The organism is Desulfosarcina ovata subsp. ovata (assembly GCF_009689005.1).
Taxonomy (GTDB): Bacteria; Desulfobacterota; Desulfobacteria; order Desulfobacterales; family Desulfosarcinaceae; genus Desulfosarcina; species Desulfosarcina ovata.
Genome location: NZ_AP021879.1, coordinates 7,495,164 through 7,517,843 on the forward strand (window position 1 = coordinate 7,495,164; position 22,680 = coordinate 7,517,843).

Here is a 22,680-nt window from a genome sequence, read left to right on the forward strand (position 1 = left end):
TCGAAAAGAAATGGGACGTAGACATGCAAACTGGAAAACCGGGAACCGTCTATCGCCCTTTTGTCCACCCGTGATTCCAATATACATCGTCGATTTCGATCCCGATTTCGATTCCGATTCCGATAAACCTGAGTTACATGCGATTACCCAGGGCAGGCAAACCGGGTAACCGCATTTGGCTGTATTCTTGTTGGTGGTGGGATCGGAAACCGGCCCTTCCGATTCAATCAATTGCCTGCTACCCGGCGACCCGCGTCAATCCGACGACGGCAGTGTCGGATGCCGGCGCCGGGCGCTTGAAACGATTCAGCGCCTCGGGAACGCAGATCCGGTAGCCGCCCGCCAGCCCGATAACGTTGACGGGCGTGTTATAGAGCCGGAAAAGGTTGTTGCGCGAAATGACGTCACGGGTGCGGCCGTCGGCGATCACCTGCCCTTGTTTGAGCATGACCACGCGATCGGAAATCCACAGGGCGTGGTCCGGGAAATGGGTGGTTTTGATAAACGTGTACCCGTCACGGGCCAGATCGGCGATGCGGCCGAGCAGGCGGATCTGGTTTCCGTAATCCAGGCCGTTGACCGGCTCGTCCATGACGAAGATGTCGGCCCCCTGGACCAGGGCGCGGGCAATCAGCACCAGCTGCCGCTCGCCGCCGCTGACCGCCGTGCATGATCGATCCTTGAGATGGCCGATGGAGAGCCTTTCCAGGGCCTGGTGGGCCATGGCCTCATCGGCCTTGTCGTAACGGAAGAAGAACGGTTTATGGGGCATGCGGCCCATTAGCACGACGTCCAGGACCCGGTAGCCGAAGGAGGCTTGGTGGATCTGGGGCACGTAGGCAATGCGACGGGCCAGTTTCCGGGGGGGGATGGACGCAACGGGGCGACTTTCCAGCAGTATCTCTCCCTCACGGGGCGACAGCAGACCCATGAGAAGCTTGAGCAGCGTGGTTTTGCCGCTGCCGTTGGGCCCCAGCAGGGAGATCACTTCTCCCTGTGCAAAGGAGAGCGAAACGTCGCGAAGTACCGGACGGTGGTCGTATCCGTAAGTGACGTGATTGACAGTGATGAGGGACATCATCTTCGTTTCCCTTTAAAAAGTAATGTTCAGGCCGGCATAAACCTGGAAAGGCGATTGGGTGAAGTCGTCGTTCTCTTCGTCAAAAAGGTTGTCGATGCCGGCGTAAAGACGCAGGTTGGTGGTGAGTGCCTTGGCGACATACAGGTTCACCCGTTCATATCCTTCGAGCCGTTCTCCCTCGCCGTCCTCGCAGGCACCCACGTAAAGATAGCGCACCTGGGTTTCCAGTCTGAAGGCGGGGACGTTCCACTTCAAGGTCAGGCTGCCTTTCCAGTTGGGCTCGTAGGCCAATTCTTCTTCGGTCTCTTCGTTTTCGGTGTCAAGGTAGGTCGACTGGCCGGACAGGGTGAGATTATCGAGCAAATTGATACCAGCCTCTAATTCGGCTCCGGCGGTCCACACCTCTTCCACATTGTGGTATTTGAAGGTGCTGTATCTGCCGGAGGAAGAGATGAGTTGTGCTTCGATTTTATCTTCCAACTGATTGTAAAACCCCACGGCCCGTCCCCAGACCTTTGGGCCACGCAATTCGATGCCGGCTTCGTACCCCCGCGAGGTTTCCGGTTCCAGATCCGGATTGCCGTAGTAAACATAACGACCTTGGTATTTATAAACCTCCCCGTACATCTCATCAAGCGTGGGGGACCTGAACCCGTGACCATAGGCGAGCCAGAATCGGCCGTGGGGAATGAAAAGGCTTGCCACCACCCGGGGCGAGAACTGGGAGCCGGAGTTGTCATAATCGTCGAACCGCAGGGATCCGACGATGTTGAACCAGTCGTAAGGGTGCCAGTCGATTTGTCCAAAGAGGGCCTTGACCCGGTCGGATTCGCCATCGGTCGCCTCCTCCACCAGTTCCTCTCCCTCCAGGCTTTCCCGACGCCACTCGCCGCCACCGGTCAGGGACAATCCATCGGTCAAAAGGTAGGTGCCGCGAGCCTCTGCCTGCAAAAGATCCCGTGTGCGCGTCGACTCACCCGTCCCGGGCGTGGTTTCCGCATCGCTTTCGTTGCGGTTTCCGTAGATTTGAAACATGCCGGAAAAGGGGCCGTCCGGATGGACATTGTACTTCAGGAAACCGCCCCAGCGGCGATCGTCGGCCTCGCGGCGGCGTTCCTGGTTTTGCAGCAGGCGAAGCCCGTCCCGGGTCAGCCGGTTCCACTCCCCGCCCATGCTTAACGTCTGGGTTTTTCCCAAATCCATGGCTCCGTGCAGAAAGGCGGTGTCCTGAACCGTGTCGTCGATGTCGTCGGGCAGTTCGCCGTCATTGTCCCAATCGTCCTTCTTGAAACGGGCGGCGGCCAGATTGAACCGCAACGGCCCGATGGCCGTGCCGACCATGCCCTGGGCCGAATTCTCGGCGCTTTCCCCCATTCCACCGCGAAGATCGACCTCGCCCTCGAACTGCCGCGGCGGCTGGCGGGTGATGATGTTGATCACCCCGCCGGTGGCCTCGCTGCCGTAAAGGGCCGACCCGGGCCCGCGAACGATTTCGATGTGATCGATGAGCGTTACCGGAATCTGATTGACATCCAGATTGATCTTATAACCGCTGACGATTCGGCGTCCGTCCAACAGAACCAGGGTGTGCCCGGCCCCCAGACCCCGAAGGGAGACCGACTGGGTGCGGCCGGTGCCGGTGACAATGACGATGCCGGTGGCCTGTTGTAAGACGTCGGTGACGCTTTCGGCACCCATGGCATCGATATCCTCTTTCGTGACGACCTCGACGGTTCCGGGCGCCACATCCAGATTCTGTTCGGTCATTGTCGCGGTGACGACGATGGGCGACAGGGTGCGGGTCGAATCGGCCAGGGCGATGGTTGCCGGAAGCAACCCCATGAGCATCATGACAATCAGAGAAACAAAGAGGGAAGTAGAGGCGTGTTTCATCATCAATGCGATCCTTTCTTGGTTCTGCGCAACACGAAAGCGAAAAAGGGGATGCCGACCAAAGAGGTCAAAATACCGATGGGAATTTCAACACTGAACAGGAGCCGGGCGATGTTATCGGCGATCAACAGATAGGCGGCTCCGATGAGGGCGGCCGACGGCAGAAGGATACGGTTGTCCGGCCCGACGAGCATGCGGGCGATGTGAGGAATGAGCAGTCCCACCCAGCCGATGATGCCGCCCAGCACCACGGTCAGGGCGCTGATGACGGTGGCCAGAAAGATGAAACCGAGACGCAGCAGCCCCACGTTGACCCCCAGGGCCCGGGCCTCTTCGTCTCCCATGCTCATGATATTGAGATATCCGGAAAGCAGGATAAGGATGACAATCGCGCCGACCATGGGGCCGCAGACCGAGAAGACCGTTGTCCGATCCACGGCCGTCAGGCTGCCCATGAGCCAGTAAATGATGGCCGGCAGCTGTTCATAGGGGTCGGCCAGGTATTTGACCACGGAGAGCAGGGAAGTAAACAGGGCACCGCTGATGATGCCGCCCAGAATCAGCATCAGGAGCCGTTCTCCCCGGTTGAGCGTGGACATGGCCAACGCCGCCGATACGGCGACCAGCCCGAAAAAGAAGGCACTGACCTGAACGACCCACCAGCTTTCAGCCAAAATCATACCGACGGCGGCCCCGAAGGAAGCGCCGGCCAGCACTCCCAGAAGCCCCGGCGATACCAGGGGGTTGATGAACATGGATTGGAAAACCGCGCCGGAGACCGACAGGGACGCACCGATGAGCATGGCGGCCGACACCCGCGGCAGGCGGATGTCGAACAAAAGGTTTTTGATGATTTGAATTTTTCGATCCGACAACGCCGGTGACCCGAAAAAAGGAAGACCGAGAAAATGGGCCAGATCGGAAAGACTCACCGGATAGCGTCCCAGGGTGAGGGAAACCAGGGCGGTCACGCCGACGACCGCCACGAGAACCGGTATGGCGACAGCCCGCTTCATGGCGCCAGCAGCTTCCTGGCGGCCGCTTCGTCCAGGTCGACATTGAGAAACAGCCGGTAGAACTGCCGCGTTTCGGAAACGATGTCGATGGCCGTGTGGTCCGGATAGAGATGGTGCAGCATCCATTTCAATCCCAGAAGGCGCATGAAGGAGGGCGGGCGATCGAACCAGTTGAACGGCCGGCTCGGAATCCGGTAGACGCGTCCTTGTTGCACGGCCCGGATGTTCTGCCATTTCGGATCGGCGGCGATATGTTTGAAGAAGAGACGTTCGTGGGCAACGATCACCTGGGGGTCGTAATTCAGGATCTGTTCCATGGAGACTTTCTGCTTGCCGACCCGGGTGCGCTGGATGCAGCGGTGAACATTCTCGCCCCCGCTCAATGGGATCAGCTCGGCATGCACGGAGGTATGGCATTCGGTGGAAAGGCCGTCCGCTTCCTCGGCGTAGTAAACCGACACCCTGGCATCATCCGGGATGGCCCTGCGCACCCGCTCTGACTCGGCAAGGGTCTGCCGCGCATAGCTGCCGAGCATGCCGGCCCGCGCTTCCCGGTGAAGCAGCATCCCCAGGAAATCGAAGGCCTCGGGATAATCGGCAAGCTGGTTCAGCGCCATGTACACCACCGGAATGCCCAGCGGCGCCAAGGTGTTCGCCATTTTCTCGTCCATGGCCGAGTGCTGCCACCACCAGACCAGAATGATATCCGGCTGCAACGCCAGAAGCGTTTCCATGCTGGCGACCCGTCCCTGGCCGAACCAGCCGCCGACCACGGGCCGGCTGGTCATCCGCGGGTCCAGGTACGGCGCGTCATCGGGCTTGATGGGCATGTTCAATCCGGCCACCAGGGAGGGATCCATGGCATAGGCCATCAGCGTCGCCGGCGGCGAGGTGCCGTAAATTTTGCCGATGACATCCGGAACCGTGACCGTGCGCCCGGCCATGTCGGTAATCTGGCGGGCCTGGGCGGGGGCGGTTCCCACGGTCCATAAGAGAATGACGATGATCGATAAACGACACGCTGTTTTTCTCACCTGCTTGCTCCAATCGGTATCGGCTGTATCGTAGGGGCGAAACATTTTTCGCCCTTACAGTAGTATCGTTTCCGCAGAAGGTTTACGGATTTCTATCCACGTCGCCGGCTGATCTTTCTCATCGGCGACGAGTCGGCAACCGTCCAGGCCGGTATCGCTGAGCAATTGACCGAGCTCGGCGCCTTTCAGGAATTTGGCGCCGCCGTGCTTTTCCATCATCTTGCGGCCCTGGCCTTTGAGCCGCTTGCGCATGCTGGGCGGCGTATAGCGCCCCAGACCGCCACCGACAAAGGCGATGGCACCGGGTTTCAGGACGCGATGAATTTCCTGCAATCCTTTGACCTGGTCGTCCCAGAACCAGAGCGATCCACGACTGACCACGAGGTCGGCAAAATGGTCGCAGAAGGGCAGCTGACAGACATCGGCTTCCAGAAAGTGGACCCTGTTGTCCAGGCTGCATTCGGAAACATGGTGTTCGGCTTTGGCCAGAACCTCGGGCTTCAGATCCACGAAGTAGATTTCCAGGTCGGTGATTTTGGCCAATTCGATGCCAACATGGCCGGGGCCGGTGCCGATATCGACACACGTGCCGCGGGTTACCTGATAGTCGTCGACAACCTGCTGGGCGATCAGTGGATAAACCGGCGATAGCGAATGGCGGCCGTTGGACTGCATGGTTATTCTCCTTTTGCTAGGTGTGCTTCTCGCCTACGGCCGAAAGAAACGCGGACCAGCCCTTCCAGCGCAGGTTGCAGTGGTTCTCGGCCACCAGCGAATGAAGGGACACATCCGGGGACGCCGGGACAAAACTCTGTACGGAGAGATACTCCTGAACCGTCGGGGACATGAGAAAATCGCCGATTTCCAGCATGGCATCCGGTGCCTGGCGGCTGAAAACCATCACCTGGGGCATGCAGAAGAGGCCGTCGCGGGGCCAGATGACGCGGGTGTTTTTATGACGGGAGATCCGCGCGAAAGCGATATTGGTGATGCCGATGGGGTACTGTCCCTCATCCACGGCCGTGACCACTTCGGGGGGCGCCCCTTTCTGAACCGCGTTTTCCCTGAATTGTTCGATATGGTCGGGGAAATCCGCCTGCATGAAGGCATCGATCACTTTGGAGACCACCCGGAAGGCATCCGGCATGAGGATTTTTTTGTGCCAGCGGGCATTGAGAAGATCTTCCCACCGGCCGGGGACGTCATCCTCTCCAAGCAGCTGGTGATTGTAAAAAATCGCAAAGGGGATGACGACAAACGGGTGGAAATAGCCCGCTGGATCCTGGAATCCCTGTTCGGCCAGCTCCCTTCTGACGGGATAGCGCCCGGGCAGGGAACGAAAATAGGCTGGCAGCTCTCCGTCCGGCAGATCGGCGAAATCGTTGACATGGCCAAGCGTCAGGTCGGGAAACCGTCCCTGATCCAGACAGGTCTGGAACAGACTGGTTTCATCGGGACGGTGGGGCTGGGTCTGGATGGTGACGTCCAGGCCGTTTTTTTTCTGCCACGTCCGGCAGAAGTCTTCCATCATCTGGCCGAGCGACCGGCTGATGTTGAGCGGGCAGTGCAGTAGAATGCTTGCCATGTCTCCTGTGTCTCCTTGTTGGGAACGTTGTCGGTAATTTGTTGGCCGCTGCGTAGGGTGTCCCGCAGGCGCGAAATATCTTTCTCCCGGGCGGCCAATGTTTCCATGATGGCGATTTCCGCCGGGGTGGTGCGATGCAGTTGGTGCATGCCCCCGTTTTTCATGATCACCCGGCGTCCGGCCATCAGCATCAGCGTCGGATCGTGGGTGACCACCAGCACCATTTTGCCATGGGCCGAAAGGATTGCCATGGCACTGAGGCGATCGATGCCGGCGTTCTCGATCTCGTCGACCAGCACCACGGGAGCGTTACTGATCAAGGCGACATCGCCGACCATCAGGGCCCGTGCCTGACCGCCACTGAGCCGGGTCAGGTTGTCCGTGGGGGACAACGGTTCGCCGGCCAATTGGTTGGCCACGGTCAGGACCGTGTTGATCACGGTCTCGGGGGAGGCAATCGCCCGGACCCGGGCGTGCCGGGCCAAAAAGGCCTCGACCGTCGTATCGATGATAAAATTCATTTTCTGGGAGACTTCGGCCACCAGATGGCGCGGTCCCGGATTTAAGGGGTCATGGGCATACGGATGGCCATCAATGAGAACTTGCCTTCCGGTGGGCGCTTCGCCTTCCCGATACTGCTCGATGTCGGCGATCAGCTGCGTTTTGCCGGCGCCGGTCGGTCCGACAACGGCCAGTACCTCGCCGGGATGGATGTCCAGCCGGCGAATCGGCTCCGGATGGCCGTTTTTGTCAACCCCGCCCATGACCGTTATTTTTTGCAGCATGACTCAGATTCTCCAAAATCGATTTTCTTGATGTTGCCCATCTGGAACGACCCGCCGACAATGGTTTCCCCGGCGCAATAGGAGCAAGTGGCCGCCGGCATGGAATATCTCAGGGCCTGGCCGGTGATCTTCTCAAGGGGGCGGGTGGCGAGGATGGCCCGTTTCAGGGCCAGGCTGCCCTGGCCGCTGAGACCGTTGACGTGGATGACCCGGGCGCCGGGGTTGACGGTCTCCACCGCATCACGGAACACCTCTTTTTCGGCCTGGGAAACCATATCGCCTTTGGTGATGGCGATAATGTCCGCCGTGCTCAGCATGGGGCCGATTTTTTTGGGGGTTTCCAGCCCGACCAGATTGTCGATCACGCAAATGGTCAGGCAGCCTTCCACGGCCGGGGCGCAGCGGTGGCAGAGTCCGGCGGTTTCCAGGATCAGCACTTCGGCATTCTGCTGGCGGGCCCAGGACCATACCTCTTCCAGGTTGACGGCATAGAAATGGTCCGGACACAGGTACTCGCTGAGCCCGATCGCTACCGGAATACCGAGCTGGCGGTAGCGCCGGTCATCCGCGGTTTCCAGGCAATCGATCTTGCACGCGGCCACCGGCATCCCGGATTTTTTGAGATGCGCGATGGTATGCAGCATCGCCGATGTTTTTCCGGAGGACGGGGGGCCGGCAACGATGACGAAACGAAGAGACAAAAGACGGATTCCTTTTCTATGGATTGACCTTGCCAACGGTCGAAAAAAAAGCATTGAATTCGGCATCAGACAACGCATAGTGATAAAACCGCGAGAAAAAACGCTTGGTTTCGGTTTTAATGCTCATCGCCTCCATCTGACGGGGATACAGGGTCTTGGCCAGCCACAGGATGCCCAGAATCGCCTCCGGTGACGGGCGGTCCCACCAGAAGGTCCCGATGGGACAAGCAAACAGGGCGATTTCATGGCTGGCACCGCCATAGCAGGTGATGACGATCCTGTTGATGGCCGCCGGCAGGCAGACCTGCGCACCGGTCCGATCCACCACCGTTTTCGCGCAAGGGGACGGCGGGGGTGTGGCCGACAACCCAACGCTTCCCATAAAAATAGCCCATAACCCGGTGACGATGGCCACAATTGTTCGTATCTTCTCGCGCATGCGTCCACCCTCTTAAATATCGTATTGCAAAGCGATGAAAAATGTCTGTGGCGCGCCGACGGTGTAGGTCGTGTCCTGGCCGATGGACGCATCCGAGGCCGAAATATCCGAGATGTATTCCTTGTCCAGCAGGTTGGTCACCGAAAGCGAGACGGTGAGTGCCTGCTTTGGGGTTAACTTGAATGTTTTGCTCAGCGCCAGATCGACCAGGAAGTAGGCGCCCAGGGAGTACTTGTTTTCCACATCCACATATCGCTCACCCAGGTAGCGGACGGTCGGCGCGACCCGATAGCCGTTTTTCTCCCAGTTCAGCGAGAGGTTGACCATCCATTCGGGAACATTCGGGATCTGGTGCCCCTCGGATTCGATGGTCGATCCGCCGGCCGCCTCGATATCGCTGGTGAATTCATATTGGGTATAGGTTACCGCCGCGCTGAGGTTCAACTCCGGGGTGAGGGTGCAGCCCGCCGCCAACTCGACGCCGTAGGATTGGGCTTCGGCCGAGTTCCGGGTATAGGTCAGTTCGAGGTCGGGGTCGTAGAAGCTGCCGCCCACATTTTTTACCAGGGAATAGAATAGGGTCGGTGAGATGAACCCCCGGCCGAAGGTATAGTTCAGCCCCAGATCGAAGTTATCGCCGGTTTCCGGTTCGATGCTGTCCCAGATGGCCTGGAGCTCAGTGTCGCTCAGGCCCTTGGCCTGGAGGGCGGTGATCTGTTTCCCGAGACTGTATTGCGGGGTATTGTAGGTCCTGCCGTAGCTCGCCCGAAGCTGGAGGGTTTCCTGAAAAAGATGAGTGATCCCGATATTGGGGAGAAAAATCTCATGGGTCTGGCCATCCACGTGAAGCTGGACATCCGGATCGAGCGCCAGCGCATCGTCATAGTCCACATCGGGAAGTCCGGTGACATCGTAACTGGTCAAATCGGGCTGGGTCAGCCACAGATATCGCAGACCCGCCACCAGTGTCGTCGCGCCAATGGTTTTCTCCGCGGTTACAAAGGGGCTGCTGAACTTGTGATTGTCCACCTCCACCAACCGTTCCCAGCCCAAAAACGCAAGGTCGTCTGTGGAACGGTACTTTCTGGAGGTGGGCGGCCCGGGCGCTTCGTCTTCCTGGTACCAGTACCCGGCCTTGATTTCGCCCCGGTCGATGGCGCGACGGTACTCGATCACGCCCCCCATGGTGTCATGATCGACCGACCAATCGATCACCTTGCCACTGCTTCCCAAGTACCACGTTCCCCGGTCGTGCAGGTAGTATGGCTTGATGGTAAGGGAGCAGCGCTCGTTAAAGGGAACGGCGATTTTCCCGAAAACGGTGCTGGTTTCAAAATTGAGGCGATTGTAATCGTAGTAATAGGCGTCCGTGGCGCTGTCCCCGGTCAGTGAGGAATTGTAGTCGAAATCCTTGTTGGCTGACAGATCCCGGGTCTGCTCGTAACTCAGTCCTCGGTAGGAATGTCTCTTGTTTTTATTGTACATACCGTAAAGTTCCCATTGAATGGGCTGGTCGGCGGTGCCGGAAAGACCGACGGCGACATTCTTGCGACCATCCGGCGAATCACCGCTTCCCTTCCATTTGTCGGCTTCCGTGTAGGAACCGGATACGAACATTTTGGCCACCCGGCCCATTTGACCGCTATCCAGGCGGATGAAACTGCGGGTGAAGGCATCGCTTCCCAGGACCTGCTTGGCCGTCCCGTGGCTTTCGTCGGCGGGTTGCCGGACATGCATGTCCACCATTCCGTTATCGCTGCCATAGCCGAAGCCGCTGTCCGCCGTAACAGCGCCTTTGGAAAGCGAAATGGATTCGATGTTCTCAAGGTCTATCATCGTGCTTAACCCACCCCCCGGTCCGATGCCCTTGACCGGCAACCCTTCGACGGTTTCCCCGATGTTGCGATCCGATTTGCCGCGGATCCGATGGGACACATCCATACCGAACGCGTCATTACTGCGGATATCCACACCAGGCTGCATGGAAATGGCCTTATACGGATTGAGCTGTTCCGCGCCGCCCTGGATATCGATTGTTTTTTTGCCAATGATTTCCTCGGTCCCCACAGCCGATTCAGAAGGGATTATCGTCGTCGTGGCGTCCTGCTTCTCAATTACATATACCGGAAGAAGGGTTTGGACCGTCGTTTCTGAATGGGCCGCCTCTTCCGCGTGGCTTTGGGCGGTAATCGAAAAGAGGGTTGCCAGTAAAAGAAAGGTATGAATCGGGCCGGAACTGTGGCCATACGTACGCTTTTCCATGCTGTTTCCGCTTTCTCTTTACAAATTCAGGCGTCAAGTTGCGCTTTGCGATAAGTGAAATTCAAGTTGCGAGGGCATTGCCGTTCGTAGGAGACCTAATCCGTGTGTTTCTCGATCACCAGGCGTTCCGCCGATTTGCCATAGAAATGGTAGCCGGAGCCTGCCTCCGCCAGGGTGTCGAGCAGCCGGCCCGTATCGGTGACCATGATGCCGCCGATGGATGTGATGCCGCGGCTGAAAAATGCATCCGGCAGCATGCTGGCCGTGGGGCCGACCAGCACCGCTTTGGCGCCGGTTTTCATCTGATCAAGGATGCCTTCAAGGGTGTCGTTGATCAGCGTGGTGCCGGTGATGATCAACAGATCCGCGGCAGCGATATACTTGCCGGCGTTTTCCTGGGGTTGGAAATATTCCATTTCGTCGGGTTTGAGCGTGCGAGGATCCTTTTCCAGAATGGTGAACGGCTTCTCCCGGCGTTTGAGCATACGGAAATAGGGCACCAGGGCGCCGATCACGACGACTTCGGCATCCTTATCGATGGTTCTGTTCTCAACCGGATCGACGCCATGGATCAGCTGGTAGGACTCGGGCGGGGTAAGGCGCCAGCAGGTGGCGGACAGGGCGTTGAGAACGGCGATGCCCAGGGCTTTCTGCAGCGGCCCGCCCTGCTGCATGCGTTGGATGTAGTACCCGACCGGCTGTCCTACCAGTTTGCCGGAGTTCGGCATGGCCCGCGCCGAACTGGGGCAGCAGACCGCTTCGGGAATCTCCTTGACCGGCGTAAAACAGATGCCGCCCTCGCCGTTGGACAATTGGATGCCTGAGAAGAATATTCCGATGACGGCACGTTCGACCGTCAATTGTTCCATTTCCGGTCCCAGCATCGAGCGTAAATGGGTTACTGTTTCCGTTAACAACGTGTCGGCCCCATGGTGCGTGGATTTCACGGTTTCACTCCTTCTTGGAGGTGGATGGATCAATGTCAATCCGCAACCCAAAGATATGTGCCAGCTTGTGTTTTTTGTTGTTTCCGGGTGCCTAACAACAGCAGCTGGACGGTTGCGGCTCGCCGATGGCTGTTTGCGCCTCCTTGACGGCCAGGCTGAGGCGCGAGGAACCGAACGCGGTGGGCACGACGTGGGTTTCCTGCAGCTGCAGTCCCTTGGCGGCGAACAAGTTGTCAAAGTCTTCCACATGGCAGAGAGGATGGCCGAAGCTCTGCAGTGCCTTGGCCAGTTCCTGGACGCCGCTTCCTTCCGCGACACATCCAGGCGCGCAGAACCAATGATTGCTCACCAGCAATCCGCCGGGATTGAGGCAGGCGCACACATTGTCGAAAATCGGTGCCAAGTTTTTGCGGAATTTGTAGAGCAGGTGGGAGACGATCACGATATCATAACCGGAGCCGAAATCATCCTCGGTGATATCCCCGGCCTGGGCGACGATGCGGTTCTGCATTCCGAAATCCGTGACATAGCGCATGGTGGTTTCGAGGACAAAGGGTTTGTCCAAAACGGTTGCTTCCAGATGCGGGTTGGCCTGGCACAGGGCAATGGCGTAGAGGCCATGGCCGCCGCCGATGTCCAGCAATCGCCTGGCGCCGTAAAAGCCTTCCCAGTTGGAGATGGTTTCCGTAACCGACTGCAATTCTCCGCGCAGGGCACGCTGGCCGAGCGCGTCGAGAAAGGCGGCGCTGGGGCCGTTGTTGAAATTGTCCTTTTGCGGCTGTTCGCGACGCAGGGAGGCCGTCAGGTTGCTCCAGTGAGAATTCCGGGTAGCTCTTTGAATCCACTCTCCCTGGAAAAACGGACTGCGGCGAAGGAGAAAATCGTTGGCCGCCTTGGTATTGGCGTACAGTTCGGTGTGGATGGAAAGAAAGCCCATATCCACCAGGGTATCTAGAAAATCCCTTGCGAACATTCCGTTGATCCCGATTCCTTCGGCGATGGTATTCCGGTTGCTCGGGCCCCGGTTGTCCAGGAATTCAAATACACCCAGCTCCAGGGCGGTATGAAGGGCCTGGTAGGCCTGATACCCTTCGAGGACACGGTCGAGTTTTTCTATTCCCGCCGGCAGACGCAGATTCATCAACAAGAGGTCTTTCATGGCCATGTGGCGTTCTCCTTGGGTGGGATTGGAATTCACCGGTACACAAAAAACGTACTCCTTCCAGGCAGGGCTGGCGGTAGCGGGTGAAACCCGATCCATGAATGAGAAAATAATTTATATCGTACAAAACAAGTTAGAAAGCGTTATGTCGTTTCTATTAAGAGTATAAGTTAAAAATGTCAAATAAAATTTAAATACGTCACATGTTTGCTCTCCCATCGCCAGTGCGTCGATCCCATATAGCGGTGCTGAAAATAGCATTTCAATTAAATATAATTTGTTTTTATTGCCCTGCCGCTGGCTGAAGCGCTGCCCTGTTGATCTGATTTCAAATGGAGAATCATGCCATTTATGCATAATTATGTAATGTAAAACTGTATAATGGCTGTTGTTCTTTTGTCATCGCGCCATATCCATTCTGTACCTCTATGTTGCGGCGAATCCTGCCTTCCATGCTTCCCTCCTATTAGAGCAAAAATTCATTATAATGAATTTAATATTGTCAAAATATCGGCGGTTCGGTTGTTTGACTATAATGAACCAAATGGAGTGGTAGAGGCCTGCCAGATGATGGCGGAATATGGTCCGGCGGTGAAAGTGCTTGCCGGTGGGACCGACCTGATGGTCGACATGAAAAAGAAGCTGCTCTCCCCGGCGCATCTGGTTTCCATTTCAAGACTTGAGGCACTCAAAACAATCGATTCGGCAAAGGACGGGGTAACCATCGGCTCCTGCGTCAGTGTCGCCAGGATAGCAGCCTCGGACGTGATCGCCAACCGATGGCCTGCCCTGTGCAGCGGGGCGGCGGCCATCGGCAGCCCGCAGATCCGCAACCTTGCCACCATCGGCGGAAATATCGTTTCGGCCAGTGCGGCGGCGGATTTGCCGCCATCGCTGATCGCCTATGGTGCCCGACTTGTTTTGAAAAGCATCTCCGGGGAGCGTGTTGTCCCCCTGAATCAATTCTTTTTGGGTTCACGGAGAACGGCCGCCGCTGCCGATGAAATCGTCACTGAAATCGTGATCAAAGCACCACCGCCCTGTTCCGGCGCGGCATATGTCAACCTGGGGATCCGTTTCCAGTTTCGGTATCGCGACCATTTACTATGCCGGATCCCTTTTGGGCGGGCCGTACAAATTGCCCAACATGAAATACGATGCCTACCGCGTCTACACCAACCTGCCCGCGTGCGGTGCCCAGCGGGGGCATGGCGGCGTGATTGCCAGGGCCTGCTGGGAACAGCAGCTGGACATGATTGCCGAGGAACTTGCCATGGACCCCATTGAACTGCGCCTGAAAAACATGATGGTGACCGGGGATGTGACCTGTAACGATCTGAACATGAGCAGCCTGGGCATGCGCGAGTGTATCGAGGCAGTCAGGGATCGGTCCGAATGGAAACGCAAGAAAGGCAACCTTCCCAAGGGCAAGGGGATTGGCATGGCCTGCGGTTTTTTCGTATCCGGCGCCGGGTTTCCGATTTATCGCTCCGATACCTACCACGGCACGGTAGTGATCAAGCTGACCGAGGATGGTGGAACGGCACTGGTTTACACGGCATCGGCCGAAATCGGACAGGGATCGGACACGGCATTTGCCATGATTGCCGCCGAAGCCCTGGGTATTCCCCTGGACTGGGTAAGACTGGCTTCGGGCGATACCGATTTCGGTGTCGACCTGGGCGCCTATTCCAGCCGCCAGACCCTGATGACCGGCCAGGCCACCAAGGAGGCCGCCGAGGATGTCAAACGTCAGGTGCTTGAAGTCCTGTCGGAAGTGCTCGATGTTCCGGTTGCGGATATGGATGTCAAAAGGGGGCTGATTATCAATCGTGTGTCGGTGGAAGCCCAGATGCAGGGTGCGATTTATATGGGGTTGGGCGAAGCATTGTACGAAGAGGTGAAATTCGACGACGAGGGGCGTGTGAGGAATGCCGATCTTGCCGAATACAAGATGCCGACGGCCCGGGATATGCCGCCCATCGACGCCGTCATCGTGGAGAGTAACGAACCCAACGGGCCGTTTGGCGCCAAGGAAGTTGGCGAAGGCGCCATTATGCCCACCATTCCCGCTGTTTTGAACGCCCTGTCCGATGCCGTGGGGGTGCGATTGAATGAATTGCCGCTGACGCCCGAACGGGTCTACCTGGCCATTAAGGAATTCAAGAACAAATCCGAATTGTTGCGCTGATTGAAAATCAGCCTAGGCCGTTCTTGCCGAGAACACCATTTCCGGTTTTTGCGGTTGGTGGTGTACCCTGGCGGACAGTGTGCTCGTTGAGTAGAAGCGGTCGTTGATGTTGTGCCGGCGGATCAGGATTTTGGCGCTCTCCACATCCCGCAAGCAGACCGCTTCAAACAACTGGTTGTGCTCCCGAATGACTTCCGGCATGCGCTTCACCTCCAGGTCTTCGAGCCGGAAACACAGGGCGATCATCTGGCATAGCTCCCGGTACTGCTGAACCAGGTACTGATTGCCGGCCATGGCGATGATCGCGGCATGGAATTCGGCATCCAGGAGAAACAGTTTGTGATAGGCCTGGCTGGCGACACCGTCTTCATAGGCGATCTTCGCCTCTTCCAGGTACGCGCCATTCAGGCCGGTCATTTGCTGCAGCGCCTTGCCGATGTTGCTTAGCTCCAGTGCCTCCCTGACCTCATAGAGATCTTTCGCATCCTCCCGGGTGAGGCGACGAACCGAGTACCCCTGATTGGGAGTGAAATTGAGATATCCCTCCTTGGCCAGAATGCTCAATGCATTGTTGATCGGCGTCCGGCTGACACCGAGTTTTTCGGCCAAATTCACCAGGGTCAGTCGTTGTCCGGGGACGATGTGATGGCTCATCATCATCTCTTTGATGGCCTGATACGATGACAGTGCAAGATTTGTTGGAGTTTTCATGCGCATAATCTCCTTTTTATGGTGGGCCCCTCCAAATGGGCATGGCCGGCCGTGGCATCATTGGTACAGCATGCACAGGTTGCCGCCGGCATGGGATGGGCGAGACCGCCATGGCTTTTTTCCAACGGCCGATCACTCAGGATCGCATCGCCAAGGCATCCCGATCCACGTCCGGTCAGGCCGTTTACGTTGATTACCGGAGCCCAGGGATTGATCTGCGCTGTCCGGCGGCGGAAAATCCTTGATTCCAACTCGCACACCTGGTCTGCCTTGGTGACGGTGACAATGTCCGCCGCAGCGATCAGCGGAGAGAACTTGGTTGGCATATCCAGGCCGCGGCGGTGATCGATAACGAAAATGCTTCGTCCGCCTACGATCCACGGCACGCAGCGGTGGCAAAGACCGGCCGTTTCAAGAACAACGACTTCGGCCTTTTGCCTCTGGGCCCACCACCACACATCCTTCAGGTTGTCCATGTAGAACCGGCCCGGACAGAGGCAGCCGCTGACGCCGGCGGCCACCGGAATGCCGAGATCTCGGTAGCGCATGGCATCGGGCGTTTGTCTGGGGCAGTCGATCTTGCACGCGGCCACGGGAATTTTTTCTGCCAGCAGGTGGCCGAGGGTGTGCCGCATGACCGATGTCTTTCCCGCGGATGGCGGGCCGGCAACGATGACGAATCTCAGCAGCAAAGCATTTGCCTCCGATCTGGTTCAGGGCCGGGTTCCGGCGGAATGGCGGCGGGAACAGGGTCCGCTTCTATCCATCGCCAGTTGTCGGCCGGCTTGGAAAATGACCGGTTGATATGTTGAGGGGAAAAATCGATGCCGTAAAAGCCGCGGTAAAAAATCTGTGCCTCGGTCATCACATTGTAGTGGCAGCGCGTGGGGTGAAAGACCTTTGCCATGTGCAGCAGGCCGAGGACCCAGCGGGGACTGCCAAAATCCCAACCCGGCGCCGGATGGACGAAGATGCGCCGGTTTTTGACCGCCTTGGCCGTTACGCCCAGGGCCAGACATTCGTCCAGGAAATCATCCATCCGGTTGGAAAGGAAAGCGGAAATAAAAATAATTTCCGGATCGAGTGCGTTGAGCTGGGCCAGGGGCAGATTGCGGCCGGGACGTCCACCGGGAGGCAGCATCTTATTGAGGCTGACGCCGCCGGCCGCCTCCACGAGCTGGTTCTCCAACCGTTCACCGTTGATGTAAAACAGGGGTTTGCCCATGGCATAGTAAACCCGCGGGCGGTGTTTGGGCGACGCCAGGGCATTTTCCACCCTCACCATCTGGTTTTCCAGGTACATGGCCAGGGCTTCGGCGCGTTCGCCAACACCGGCTTTACGCCCAAAGTCAAGCAGCGCGTCGATATAGGTACGCGGATGTTGAATGCGCCGGTGAAGATCCTTCAGCCCACCCTCCTGCAGGATTTCCTCCCAGGCTTTGACCACCACGGTCTTTTTATGGACGCCCATGGCGATGAGCATTGCGGCGACAATCTCCATGGCGCGGGTCAGGGGATAGCCGCCCTCGAAGTCCCCTTCCTGGTAAGTGGCGGTCGCCGATGGGCCGACAATGGGCAGATAGCCGGGACATGCCGGGCAGCTGTTGTCGATGGACACACCCTTTTCGGGCAGCTTCAGCTTGGCCCCCATGGGACCGTAAAATTCCCGTTCCAGGACCAGCTGGCCGCAGTGGGGGCAGCGGGTATTGAGATAGTCGCTGCCCGGCGTGTTAAACAGGTAGACGAAGTCAAGCATTCGCCGAAGGGTGAGACAGAAATCCTCAGCGTCACGAATCGACGGTTCCAAATCGATGGCTGCGCCTTCAAAAGGCAGAAAGCGCATCACCTGGAGCGGAATGTGCGGTGACAGCCTGGCGACATGTCTGGCCAGGTCGAACAGCTCCGCCGCATTGTTTCGGGTGAGAATACACGATATCTCGATGTGCACACCGGCGCCATGAAGCGCCTCGAGATTTCTCAACACCGGCCGGATAGCGGGTACGCCGCAGGCCTGGTAGGCCGCATCGGAAAATCCCTTCATGCCGATATTGATAAAATCCAGAAATGGCATCAGTTGGGTCAAGGACTCCGGGGTAAAATAGGCGTTGGAGGAACAGCCGACTTTGAGCCCCCTGGCCTGGGCCAGTTCGGCGATTCGCAGGAAACGGAGAAAGGCTGCCAGGGGATCGTTCATCAGAAAAACGATCCCCTGGCAGTCGGCCCGGATGGCTTGGTCGACAATTTCCTCGGCGGTGAAGTGCCGAAGGGCGGGGCTGTCGGGAGACATCTCCTTTACGAGAACCGAGGAGATGCATCCCGGGCAGCTGAAATTGCATCCGGTGGTGGTGACTTGCAGGAATTTAGATCCCGGCTGGAAGTGCAGTATGGGCATGGTTTCAATGGAGATGGGGCAGGTAACCAGGAAGTGGTCCGCGTAGCGTTCCACGATGCTGCCGTGCTTCCATTCATAAAGCCCGCAGGCGCCCGGCCGGCCTTCGGTCAGATGGCAACGCCGTTCGCAGATGGTGCAGTTTAATTGTTTCATGGTTTTTTGTCCTGTTTGGCGTGGATGGTTTTGCATACAACATGACAAATATAAATGTCAAATAAAATTTAAACACGTCATGTTTTTGCCGATGGTCTCATGGGGGTAGCTTTCTGGTATGCAATTGCGCATAGCGGTTGGGAGAATCTCATTTACGGAGCTTCTGGTGGTTTGATGGGCGGAAATCCATCGGGAAGTATGGCTGTGGACCGTCGGATGGCAAATGGAACAGTGGTGTTCAAAGAAATGGGGTGACGTGACAACCATTCATTGTTGTTTCGGGTTGCATTTTTCGATGGGGCTGTGGCAACCAAGGTGGTGGAAACGGGCCGAACAAGCAGTGATGCTTGCCCGGCCCGGTGGTCGGGTTTGGAACGGTTGGATTATTGAGTAATCGGTGCCGATTACTCCGTTGCCAGCATCACGCTGGTGGCCTTGATCATAACGGTGATCTCCTCACCCACCTTGACCCCCAGTTCCTTGGCGGCCTCCACGCTGATCAATGCGGTAAGCACGTTGCCGTTGCCGCTGCCCACATCCACTTTGACCTTTGCCATGACCATTCCTTCGGTGAGTTCGATCACTTTGCCCTTGAGAACGTTCCGTGTGCTGAGTTTCATGCGATTCCTCCTTTGATAAGAATAAATATTATAAATCGGCGATCAATTTGCCGGTGATGCTGCCTTCGTATCCGGGAATCGCATTGATTTCGCGTCGCAATGCAGCGGATTGGAGGACGTCCAGAAGGACCTTGATGGTGGGATGGCCGGTCACGTCGTTGGGAATGACCAGGTCGCAGCGGGCCGCGGTAATGGACACAAATCCCAGATCAAACGCCTCGGCAATGGCCCGCAGCCCCAGGGCCGCGTCGGCGACGTTGCAGGCAATCCGGTAAGCGCCTTCACGGTGGGTGGTGACCTCGTTCTGGTAGCCGTTGATGACCGTTCCGTCAATGCCGGCGCGCTGCAGCTGGTCGTCCAGAAGAACCCGTAGCGCTGCACCCGGCTCGCGATTGATGAAACGAACCATGGGTTGGGCCAGGTCAGCGACGGTCCGGATGCCCAGCGGGTTGCCTTTGGCCACCATCAGCCCTTCCTCGAGCATGGAGAATCCAAGAACAGAGCTGCTCAGGCCGGCCAGTTTCTGGCTGGCGACGACGACGTTGGACTCACCTTTGTCGGTGTTGTGCAGGTGGGTGCCGGCCACATGGGCCAGTCCGTCGGCGAGCCGGCCGAGGGCCCGGTGGCTGGAGGCGAATCGGCAATGGACGCGCGCATCCGGGGCCACGCGGTTAACATGGTGGCCGAGAACTTCAAAGGCCGGATCGCAACCCATCAGGATAATGGTTTTGTCCAGCCGCTCGGATGACGACAGGATCTGGGCATTTTTCCGGTCGGGTGTCAGCAGGCCATCGGCGGATCGCAACCCAAAGGGAATCGATTCGGAACCATGCAGGGGCAGCCCCACCAGGCGGTCACGCACCCGTCCCAATGCCAGACGGGTGGCCGTGTCGTCCTTGCCGTTGATGACATGTACCGGCTGGACCTCCTGGGGCGTCTGCTCGACGAACAGGTCTTCCACCCGGCAGGAGAAGATGCGCGCCAGGCGCAGGGCAATGGCGGTGTTGGGCAGGTAGCGCCCGGACTCAATGTCATAGATGGCCTGGCGCCGGACGTCGACTTTGTCGGCCAGTTCCTGCTGGGACCATCCCTTGCTCATGCGATAGGCTTTGACGTTGCAGGTGATATCGTCACTTTTTCGGGCCATGCACGACTCCTGGCCCGCAGTGGGCCTTAATGGTGAAAGTGGACTAAAAAAAAGATTGACCAATTCTATATCATATGCAATGAGGCTATGTCAAATAGCGTTTATAAAAGACATCATGATTTGTGGCTGAATTGACGTTTAATATTGTAATTTAACGGAAACAGGGTGCAAATCGATTCCCAAAATAATTTGGGTCAGATGGAGCAGATATGGACAAACGCAAGTGGGGTTTCCTTTTCAGTGGATGGGTGTTGTGGGCGGCTGTGATGATGGCCCAACCGGCATATGCCGCACGGTTGCATATTTTTGTGGGTGCGGGTTTGCGCCAGCCGGTGGATCAGCTGGTTCACGCTTTTGAAGCGCAGACCGGCCATCAGGTGGTGGTTGATTACGGTGGCAGCGGCCAGTTGCTGGCCAAGATCAATGTCGCCGCCAGCGGCGACCTGTTCATTCCCGGCGCCCTTTTCTATATTGAAAAACTCGAAAAGGCGGGCAAGATCCGTTCCTACCGGCCGATTGTGGCCCACACCCCGGTGATTGGCGTCAATGTTTCCCAGACCGCACGGATCCAATCCTTTGATGATCTGACAACTCCGGGCGTCCGCCTGGCCATGGGCGATCCCAAAGCCATGGCCTTCGGCCGCACGGCCATGGCCATCTGTGAGCAGTCGGGGAAAAAAGCAGATATCTTAAAAAATGTCACCGTGTACGGAGCCACTGTCAAACAACTGGCCATGTACGTCAGCCAGGGCGCGGTGGACGCCGCGATCATCGGTCGGGCCGACGCTTTCCAGAACCGGGACAAGATCAGCATCGTCGATATTCCCAAGGCCTACTTAAAGTCGGAGACCATTGCCGCGGCGGTTTTGCGCTCGGCAGCGGATCCGGCACTGGCCGGCCGGCTGTGTGACTTTTTCTCTTCCCGTGAGGCGATTGCCGTTTTCATGCAGCACGGCTTTCTTCCCCTGAGCGAGTGATTCCGATCCCATGCGCTGTTTTTGCCTGCTGCCGATGGGCGTGCTGGTTCTGCTGATTGTCGGCGTACTGGCCGGACTGCTTGTCCAATTGCCCTTTTCCCGGATTTTGACCACCCTGACCTCGGCGGAGATCCGTTTCGCCCTGCGCCTGACCCTTTTGACCTCCCTGTTGGCCACGGTCATCGCGCTTTTTCTGGGGGTGCCGACCGGTTATTTTCTGGCCCGCCAGGCCTTCCCCGGAAAGGCTCTGGTCGATACCCTGATCGACCTGCCCATGACCATGACCCCGCTGGTGGCGGGGGTAGGGCTGCTCTTCCTGCTGGGCAATGATACCGTCCGTCAGGTGCTGGACCGGATGGGCATTCAACTGCTCTTCACCCCCTGGGGCGCGGTGCTGGCCCAGGTACTGATTGCCGCACCGATCATGACCCGCACCAGCCGGTCGGCCTTTGGGGCCTTGGATTGCCGTTTTGAGCAGGCCGCCCAGACCCTGGGGCTCAAACCCTGGCAGGTGTTTTTGCGCATTTCCTTGCCCATGGCCCGGCCGGTCATCCTTAGCGGTCTGGTGCTTTGTTGGGCCCGTGCCGTCGGTGAATTCGGCGCTACCCTTATGGTGGCCGGTGCCACGCGTTTCAGGACCGAGACCCTGCCAATTGCCGTTTACCTGAACATTTCCAGCGGTGAGATGGGCATTGCCCTGGTGTGTGCCTGGCTGCTGATTATGACCGGTTTCCTGGTGCTGTTGGCCATGCGCTGGATCGGATCGCCCTTCTGGGCCGAGACGCCGCTGGCGGGAGATGGGCCATGACCGCAATCCGGCTGGAGAAGGTGAGTGTGCGGGGAGTGAGAGCGGTCGACCTGGCCGTGTCCGATGGTGAACTGTTTGTGCTCCTGGGGCCGTCGGGTGCCGGCAAGAGTACGCTTTTGCAGGTGATCGCCGGTCTTCTGCCATACCGGGGGCGGGTTTTTTTCAATGACAACTGTATCGACAGCCTGCCGCCCCACCAGCGCAAGGTGGGCTATCTCTTCCAGGATCTGCTGCTTTTTCCTCATCTGACGGTCCGTCAGAACCTGAGCATTGCCATGACCCACCTGAAGTTGGATCGCCAGACGAAAAATGAGAAAATTGCCGAGCTGCTCTCCCTGTTCGGCATTGCCGGACTAGCCGGGCGCTACCCGATACAGATGAGTGGCGGCGAGAAGCAGCGCGCGGCCCTGGCGCGGGCCATTGCCACCGATCCGCAGATTCTCCTGCTGGACGAGCCTTTCAGCAGCCTTGACCCGGATAATGCCCGGCGGCTGCGTGCCGAGATGAAAAAACATCAACGCCATTTCCGCATCACCACCGTGTTCGTGACTCACAATCGGGGCGAAGCGCGGCAGCTGGCCGATCGCATGGGGGTCATCCGGCAGGGCCGCCTGACGGCGGACGTCTCTTTGCATGAGATCGAAAAGATGGTGCCGGTGGAGGACATTTTGCCAGTTGGTGCCAACGAAAGTGTAACGGCGGCCCCTTTTTCGTGGGGTACGCCCATGTCCGTGATTCGGTCATGAAACCGGATCCATCAAAAAAATAAAAAGGAG

The 22,680-nt window shown here is 57.9% G+C and carries 21 protein-coding genes and 1 pseudogene; 5 read left to right on the forward strand and 17 right to left on the reverse strand.

Annotation, left to right across the window (positions count from 1 at the left end; all coding sequences use genetic code 11):
* Window positions 1–238: 238 nt before the first annotated feature.
* The 12 genes from GN112_RS32875 to GN112_RS32930 form a co-directional block, all read right to left on the reverse strand.
* Window positions 239–1,081, reverse strand: coding sequence for an ABC transporter ATP-binding protein (locus GN112_RS32875; protein ID WP_231717201.1), 843 nt, complete (start codon window positions 1,079–1,081; stop codon window positions 239–241).
* A gap of 12 nt (window positions 1,082–1,093) precedes the next feature.
* The gene (locus GN112_RS32880; protein ID WP_155313979.1) at window positions 1,094–2,977 is read right to left on the reverse strand and encodes a TonB-dependent receptor plug domain-containing protein; all 1,884 of its coding nucleotides are present in this window, start codon (window positions 2,975–2,977) and stop codon (window positions 1,094–1,096) included.
* A complete protein-coding gene (locus GN112_RS32885) occupies window positions 2,977–3,990 on the reverse strand; it encodes a FecCD family ABC transporter permease (RefSeq protein WP_155313980.1) in 1,014 nt (337 codons plus the stop codon). The genes GN112_RS32880 and GN112_RS32885 overlap by 1 nt, the downstream gene beginning before the upstream one ends.
* The gene (locus GN112_RS32890; RefSeq protein WP_155313981.1) at window positions 3,987–5,069 is read right to left on the reverse strand and encodes an ABC transporter substrate-binding protein; all 1,083 of its coding nucleotides are present in this window, start codon (window positions 5,067–5,069) and stop codon (window positions 3,987–3,989) included. The genes GN112_RS32885 and GN112_RS32890 overlap by 4 nt, the downstream gene beginning before the upstream one ends.
* A gap of 9 nt (window positions 5,070–5,078) precedes the next feature.
* Window positions 5,079–5,699, reverse strand: coding sequence for a class I SAM-dependent methyltransferase (locus GN112_RS32895; protein ID WP_155313982.1), 621 nt, complete (start codon window positions 5,697–5,699; stop codon window positions 5,079–5,081).
* Window positions 5,700–5,715: 16 nt separating this feature from the next.
* The gene (locus GN112_RS32900; protein ID WP_155313983.1) at window positions 5,716–6,609 is read right to left on the reverse strand and encodes an ABC transporter substrate-binding protein; all 894 of its coding nucleotides are present in this window, start codon (window positions 6,607–6,609) and stop codon (window positions 5,716–5,718) included.
* Window positions 6,552–7,394, reverse strand: a complete 843-nt coding sequence (locus tag GN112_RS32905) for an ATP-binding cassette domain-containing protein (protein ID WP_155313984.1) — start codon at window positions 7,392–7,394, stop codon at window positions 6,552–6,554. Before GN112_RS32905 ends, GN112_RS32900 begins: the two co-directional genes overlap by 58 nt.
* Window positions 7,379–8,095 carry a GTP-binding protein gene (locus GN112_RS32910; RefSeq protein ID WP_231717202.1) on the reverse strand — a complete coding sequence of 239 codons (717 nt, stop codon included), beginning with the start codon at window positions 8,093–8,095 and terminating at the stop codon, window positions 7,379–7,381. Before GN112_RS32910 ends, GN112_RS32905 begins: the two co-directional genes overlap by 16 nt.
* A gap of 16 nt (window positions 8,096–8,111) precedes the next feature.
* Window positions 8,112–8,534 carry a hypothetical protein gene (locus tag GN112_RS32915; RefSeq protein WP_155313986.1) on the reverse strand — a complete coding sequence of 141 codons (423 nt, stop codon included), beginning with the start codon at window positions 8,532–8,534 and terminating at the stop codon, window positions 8,112–8,114.
* Window positions 8,535–8,546: 12 nt separating this feature from the next.
* Window positions 8,547–10,796: a TonB-dependent receptor gene (locus GN112_RS32920; RefSeq protein WP_155313987.1), complete on the reverse strand. Its 2,250-nt coding sequence runs from the start codon at window positions 10,794–10,796 to the stop codon at window positions 8,547–8,549.
* Window positions 10,797–10,891: 95 nt separating this feature from the next.
* The gene (locus tag GN112_RS32925) at window positions 10,892–11,743 is read right to left on the reverse strand and encodes a DUF364 domain-containing protein (RefSeq protein ID WP_197743453.1); all 852 of its coding nucleotides are present in this window, start codon (window positions 11,741–11,743) and stop codon (window positions 10,892–10,894) included.
* A gap of 91 nt (window positions 11,744–11,834) precedes the next feature.
* Window positions 11,835–12,908 (reverse strand): methyltransferase family protein, encoded by a 1,074-nt coding sequence (locus GN112_RS32930; protein WP_155313988.1) that lies wholly within the window; start codon window positions 12,906–12,908, stop codon window positions 11,835–11,837.
* Window positions 12,909–13,286: 378 nt separating this feature from the next.
* Here GN112_RS32930 and GN112_RS35015 point away from each other — a divergent pair.
* Together GN112_RS35015 and GN112_RS32940 are read left to right on the forward strand one after the other, a co-directional pair.
* Window positions 13,287–13,919, forward strand: a pseudogene (locus GN112_RS35015) (FAD binding domain-containing protein); the annotation flags it as partial.
* Between the two features lie 43 nt (window positions 13,920–13,962).
* Window positions 13,963–15,096, forward strand: a complete 1,134-nt coding sequence (locus GN112_RS32940; protein ID WP_155313990.1) for a molybdopterin cofactor-binding domain-containing protein — start codon at window positions 13,963–13,965, stop codon at window positions 15,094–15,096.
* 12 nt (window positions 15,097–15,108) lie between these two features.
* Here the strand turns inward: GN112_RS32940 and GN112_RS32945 are convergent, their stop codons facing one another.
* The 5 genes from GN112_RS32945 to GN112_RS32965 form a co-directional block, all read right to left on the reverse strand.
* Window positions 15,109–15,807 (reverse strand): GntR family transcriptional regulator, encoded by a 699-nt coding sequence (locus tag GN112_RS32945; RefSeq protein WP_162459234.1) that lies wholly within the window; start codon window positions 15,805–15,807, stop codon window positions 15,109–15,111.
* Window positions 15,804–16,499, reverse strand: a complete 696-nt coding sequence (locus GN112_RS32950; RefSeq protein ID WP_155313992.1) for a GTP-binding protein — start codon at window positions 16,497–16,499, stop codon at window positions 15,804–15,806. The genes GN112_RS32945 and GN112_RS32950 overlap by 4 nt, the downstream gene beginning before the upstream one ends.
* Window positions 16,490–18,352, reverse strand: coding sequence for a radical SAM protein (locus GN112_RS32955; RefSeq protein WP_155313993.1), 1,863 nt, complete (start codon window positions 18,350–18,352; stop codon window positions 16,490–16,492). Before GN112_RS32955 ends, GN112_RS32950 begins: the two co-directional genes overlap by 10 nt.
* 404 nt (window positions 18,353–18,756) lie before the next feature.
* Window positions 18,757–18,972 carry a TOBE domain-containing protein gene (locus tag GN112_RS32960; RefSeq protein WP_155313994.1) on the reverse strand — a complete coding sequence of 72 codons (216 nt, stop codon included), beginning with the start codon at window positions 18,970–18,972 and terminating at the stop codon, window positions 18,757–18,759.
* Between the two features lie 28 nt (window positions 18,973–19,000).
* A complete protein-coding gene (locus tag GN112_RS32965; protein WP_155313995.1) occupies window positions 19,001–20,119 on the reverse strand; it encodes an XRE family transcriptional regulator in 1,119 nt (372 codons plus the stop codon).
* Between the two features lie 209 nt (window positions 20,120–20,328).
* Here GN112_RS32965 and modA point away from each other — a divergent pair, with 209 nt between their 5' ends.
* From modA to GN112_RS32980, 3 genes are read left to right on the forward strand one after another with little or no spacing between them, the layout of a single operon-like run.
* Window positions 20,329–21,096 carry a molybdate ABC transporter substrate-binding protein gene (gene modA, locus GN112_RS32970; protein WP_155313996.1) on the forward strand — a complete coding sequence of 256 codons (768 nt, stop codon included), beginning with the start codon at window positions 20,329–20,331 and terminating at the stop codon, window positions 21,094–21,096.
* 10 nt (window positions 21,097–21,106) lie between these two features.
* Window positions 21,107–21,904: an ABC transporter permease gene (locus tag GN112_RS32975; protein WP_231717203.1), complete on the forward strand. Its 798-nt coding sequence runs from the start codon at window positions 21,107–21,109 to the stop codon at window positions 21,902–21,904.
* Window positions 21,901–22,650: an ABC transporter ATP-binding protein gene (locus GN112_RS32980; protein WP_155313997.1), complete on the forward strand. Its 750-nt coding sequence runs from the start codon at window positions 21,901–21,903 to the stop codon at window positions 22,648–22,650. The genes GN112_RS32975 and GN112_RS32980 overlap by 4 nt, the downstream gene beginning before the upstream one ends.
* Window positions 22,651–22,680 lie beyond the last annotated feature (30 nt).

Bases quoted from the DNA above. Each gene is read 5' to 3' on its own strand.
- GN112_RS32875 (WP_231717201.1), bottom strand. From the start codon at position 1,081: ATGATGTCCCTCATCACTGTCAATCACGTCACTTACGGATACGACCAC.
- GN112_RS32880 (WP_155313979.1), bottom strand. From the start codon at position 2,977: ATGATGAAACACGCCTCTACTTCCCTCTTTGTTTCTCTGATTGTCATG.
- GN112_RS32885 (WP_155313980.1), bottom strand. From the start codon at position 3,990: ATGAAGCGGGCTGTCGCCATACCGGTTCTCGTGGCGGTCGTCGGCGTG.
- GN112_RS32890 (WP_155313981.1), bottom strand. From the start codon at position 5,069: ATGTTTCGCCCCTACGATACAGCCGATACCGATTGGAGCAAGCAGGTG.
- GN112_RS32895 (WP_155313982.1), bottom strand. From the start codon at position 5,699: ATGCAGTCCAACGGCCGCCATTCGCTATCGCCGGTTTATCCACTGATC.
- GN112_RS32900 (WP_155313983.1), bottom strand. From the start codon at position 6,609: ATGGCAAGCATTCTACTGCACTGCCCGCTCAACATCAGCCGGTCGCTC.
- GN112_RS32905 (WP_155313984.1), bottom strand. From the start codon at position 7,394: ATGCTGCAAAAAATAACGGTCATGGGCGGGGTTGACAAAAACGGCCAT.
- GN112_RS32915 (WP_155313986.1), bottom strand. From the start codon at position 8,534: ATGCGCGAGAAGATACGAACAATTGTGGCCATCGTCACCGGGTTATGG.
- GN112_RS32920 (WP_155313987.1), bottom strand. From the start codon at position 10,796: ATGGAAAAGCGTACGTATGGCCACAGTTCCGGCCCGATTCATACCTTT.
- GN112_RS32930 (WP_155313988.1), bottom strand. From the start codon at position 12,908: ATGGCCATGAAAGACCTCTTGTTGATGAATCTGCGTCTGCCGGCGGGA.
- GN112_RS32940 (WP_155313990.1), top strand. From the start codon at position 13,963: ATGTCAACCTGGGGATCCGTTTCCAGTTTCGGTATCGCGACCATTTAC.
- GN112_RS32945 (WP_162459234.1), bottom strand. From the start codon at position 15,807: ATGAAAACTCCAACAAATCTTGCACTGTCATCGTATCAGGCCATCAAA.
- GN112_RS32955 (WP_155313993.1), bottom strand. From the start codon at position 18,352: ATGAAACAATTAAACTGCACCATCTGCGAACGGCGTTGCCATCTGACC.
- GN112_RS32960 (WP_155313994.1), bottom strand. From the start codon at position 18,972: ATGAAACTCAGCACACGGAACGTTCTCAAGGGCAAAGTGATCGAACTC.
- GN112_RS32965 (WP_155313995.1), bottom strand. From the start codon at position 20,119: ATGGCCCGAAAAAGTGACGATATCACCTGCAACGTCAAAGCCTATCGC.
- modA (WP_155313996.1), top strand. From the start codon at position 20,329: ATGGACAAACGCAAGTGGGGTTTCCTTTTCAGTGGATGGGTGTTGTGG.
- GN112_RS32975 (WP_231717203.1), top strand. From the start codon at position 21,107: ATGCGCTGTTTTTGCCTGCTGCCGATGGGCGTGCTGGTTCTGCTGATT.
- GN112_RS32980 (WP_155313997.1), top strand. From the start codon at position 21,901: ATGACCGCAATCCGGCTGGAGAAGGTGAGTGTGCGGGGAGTGAGAGCG.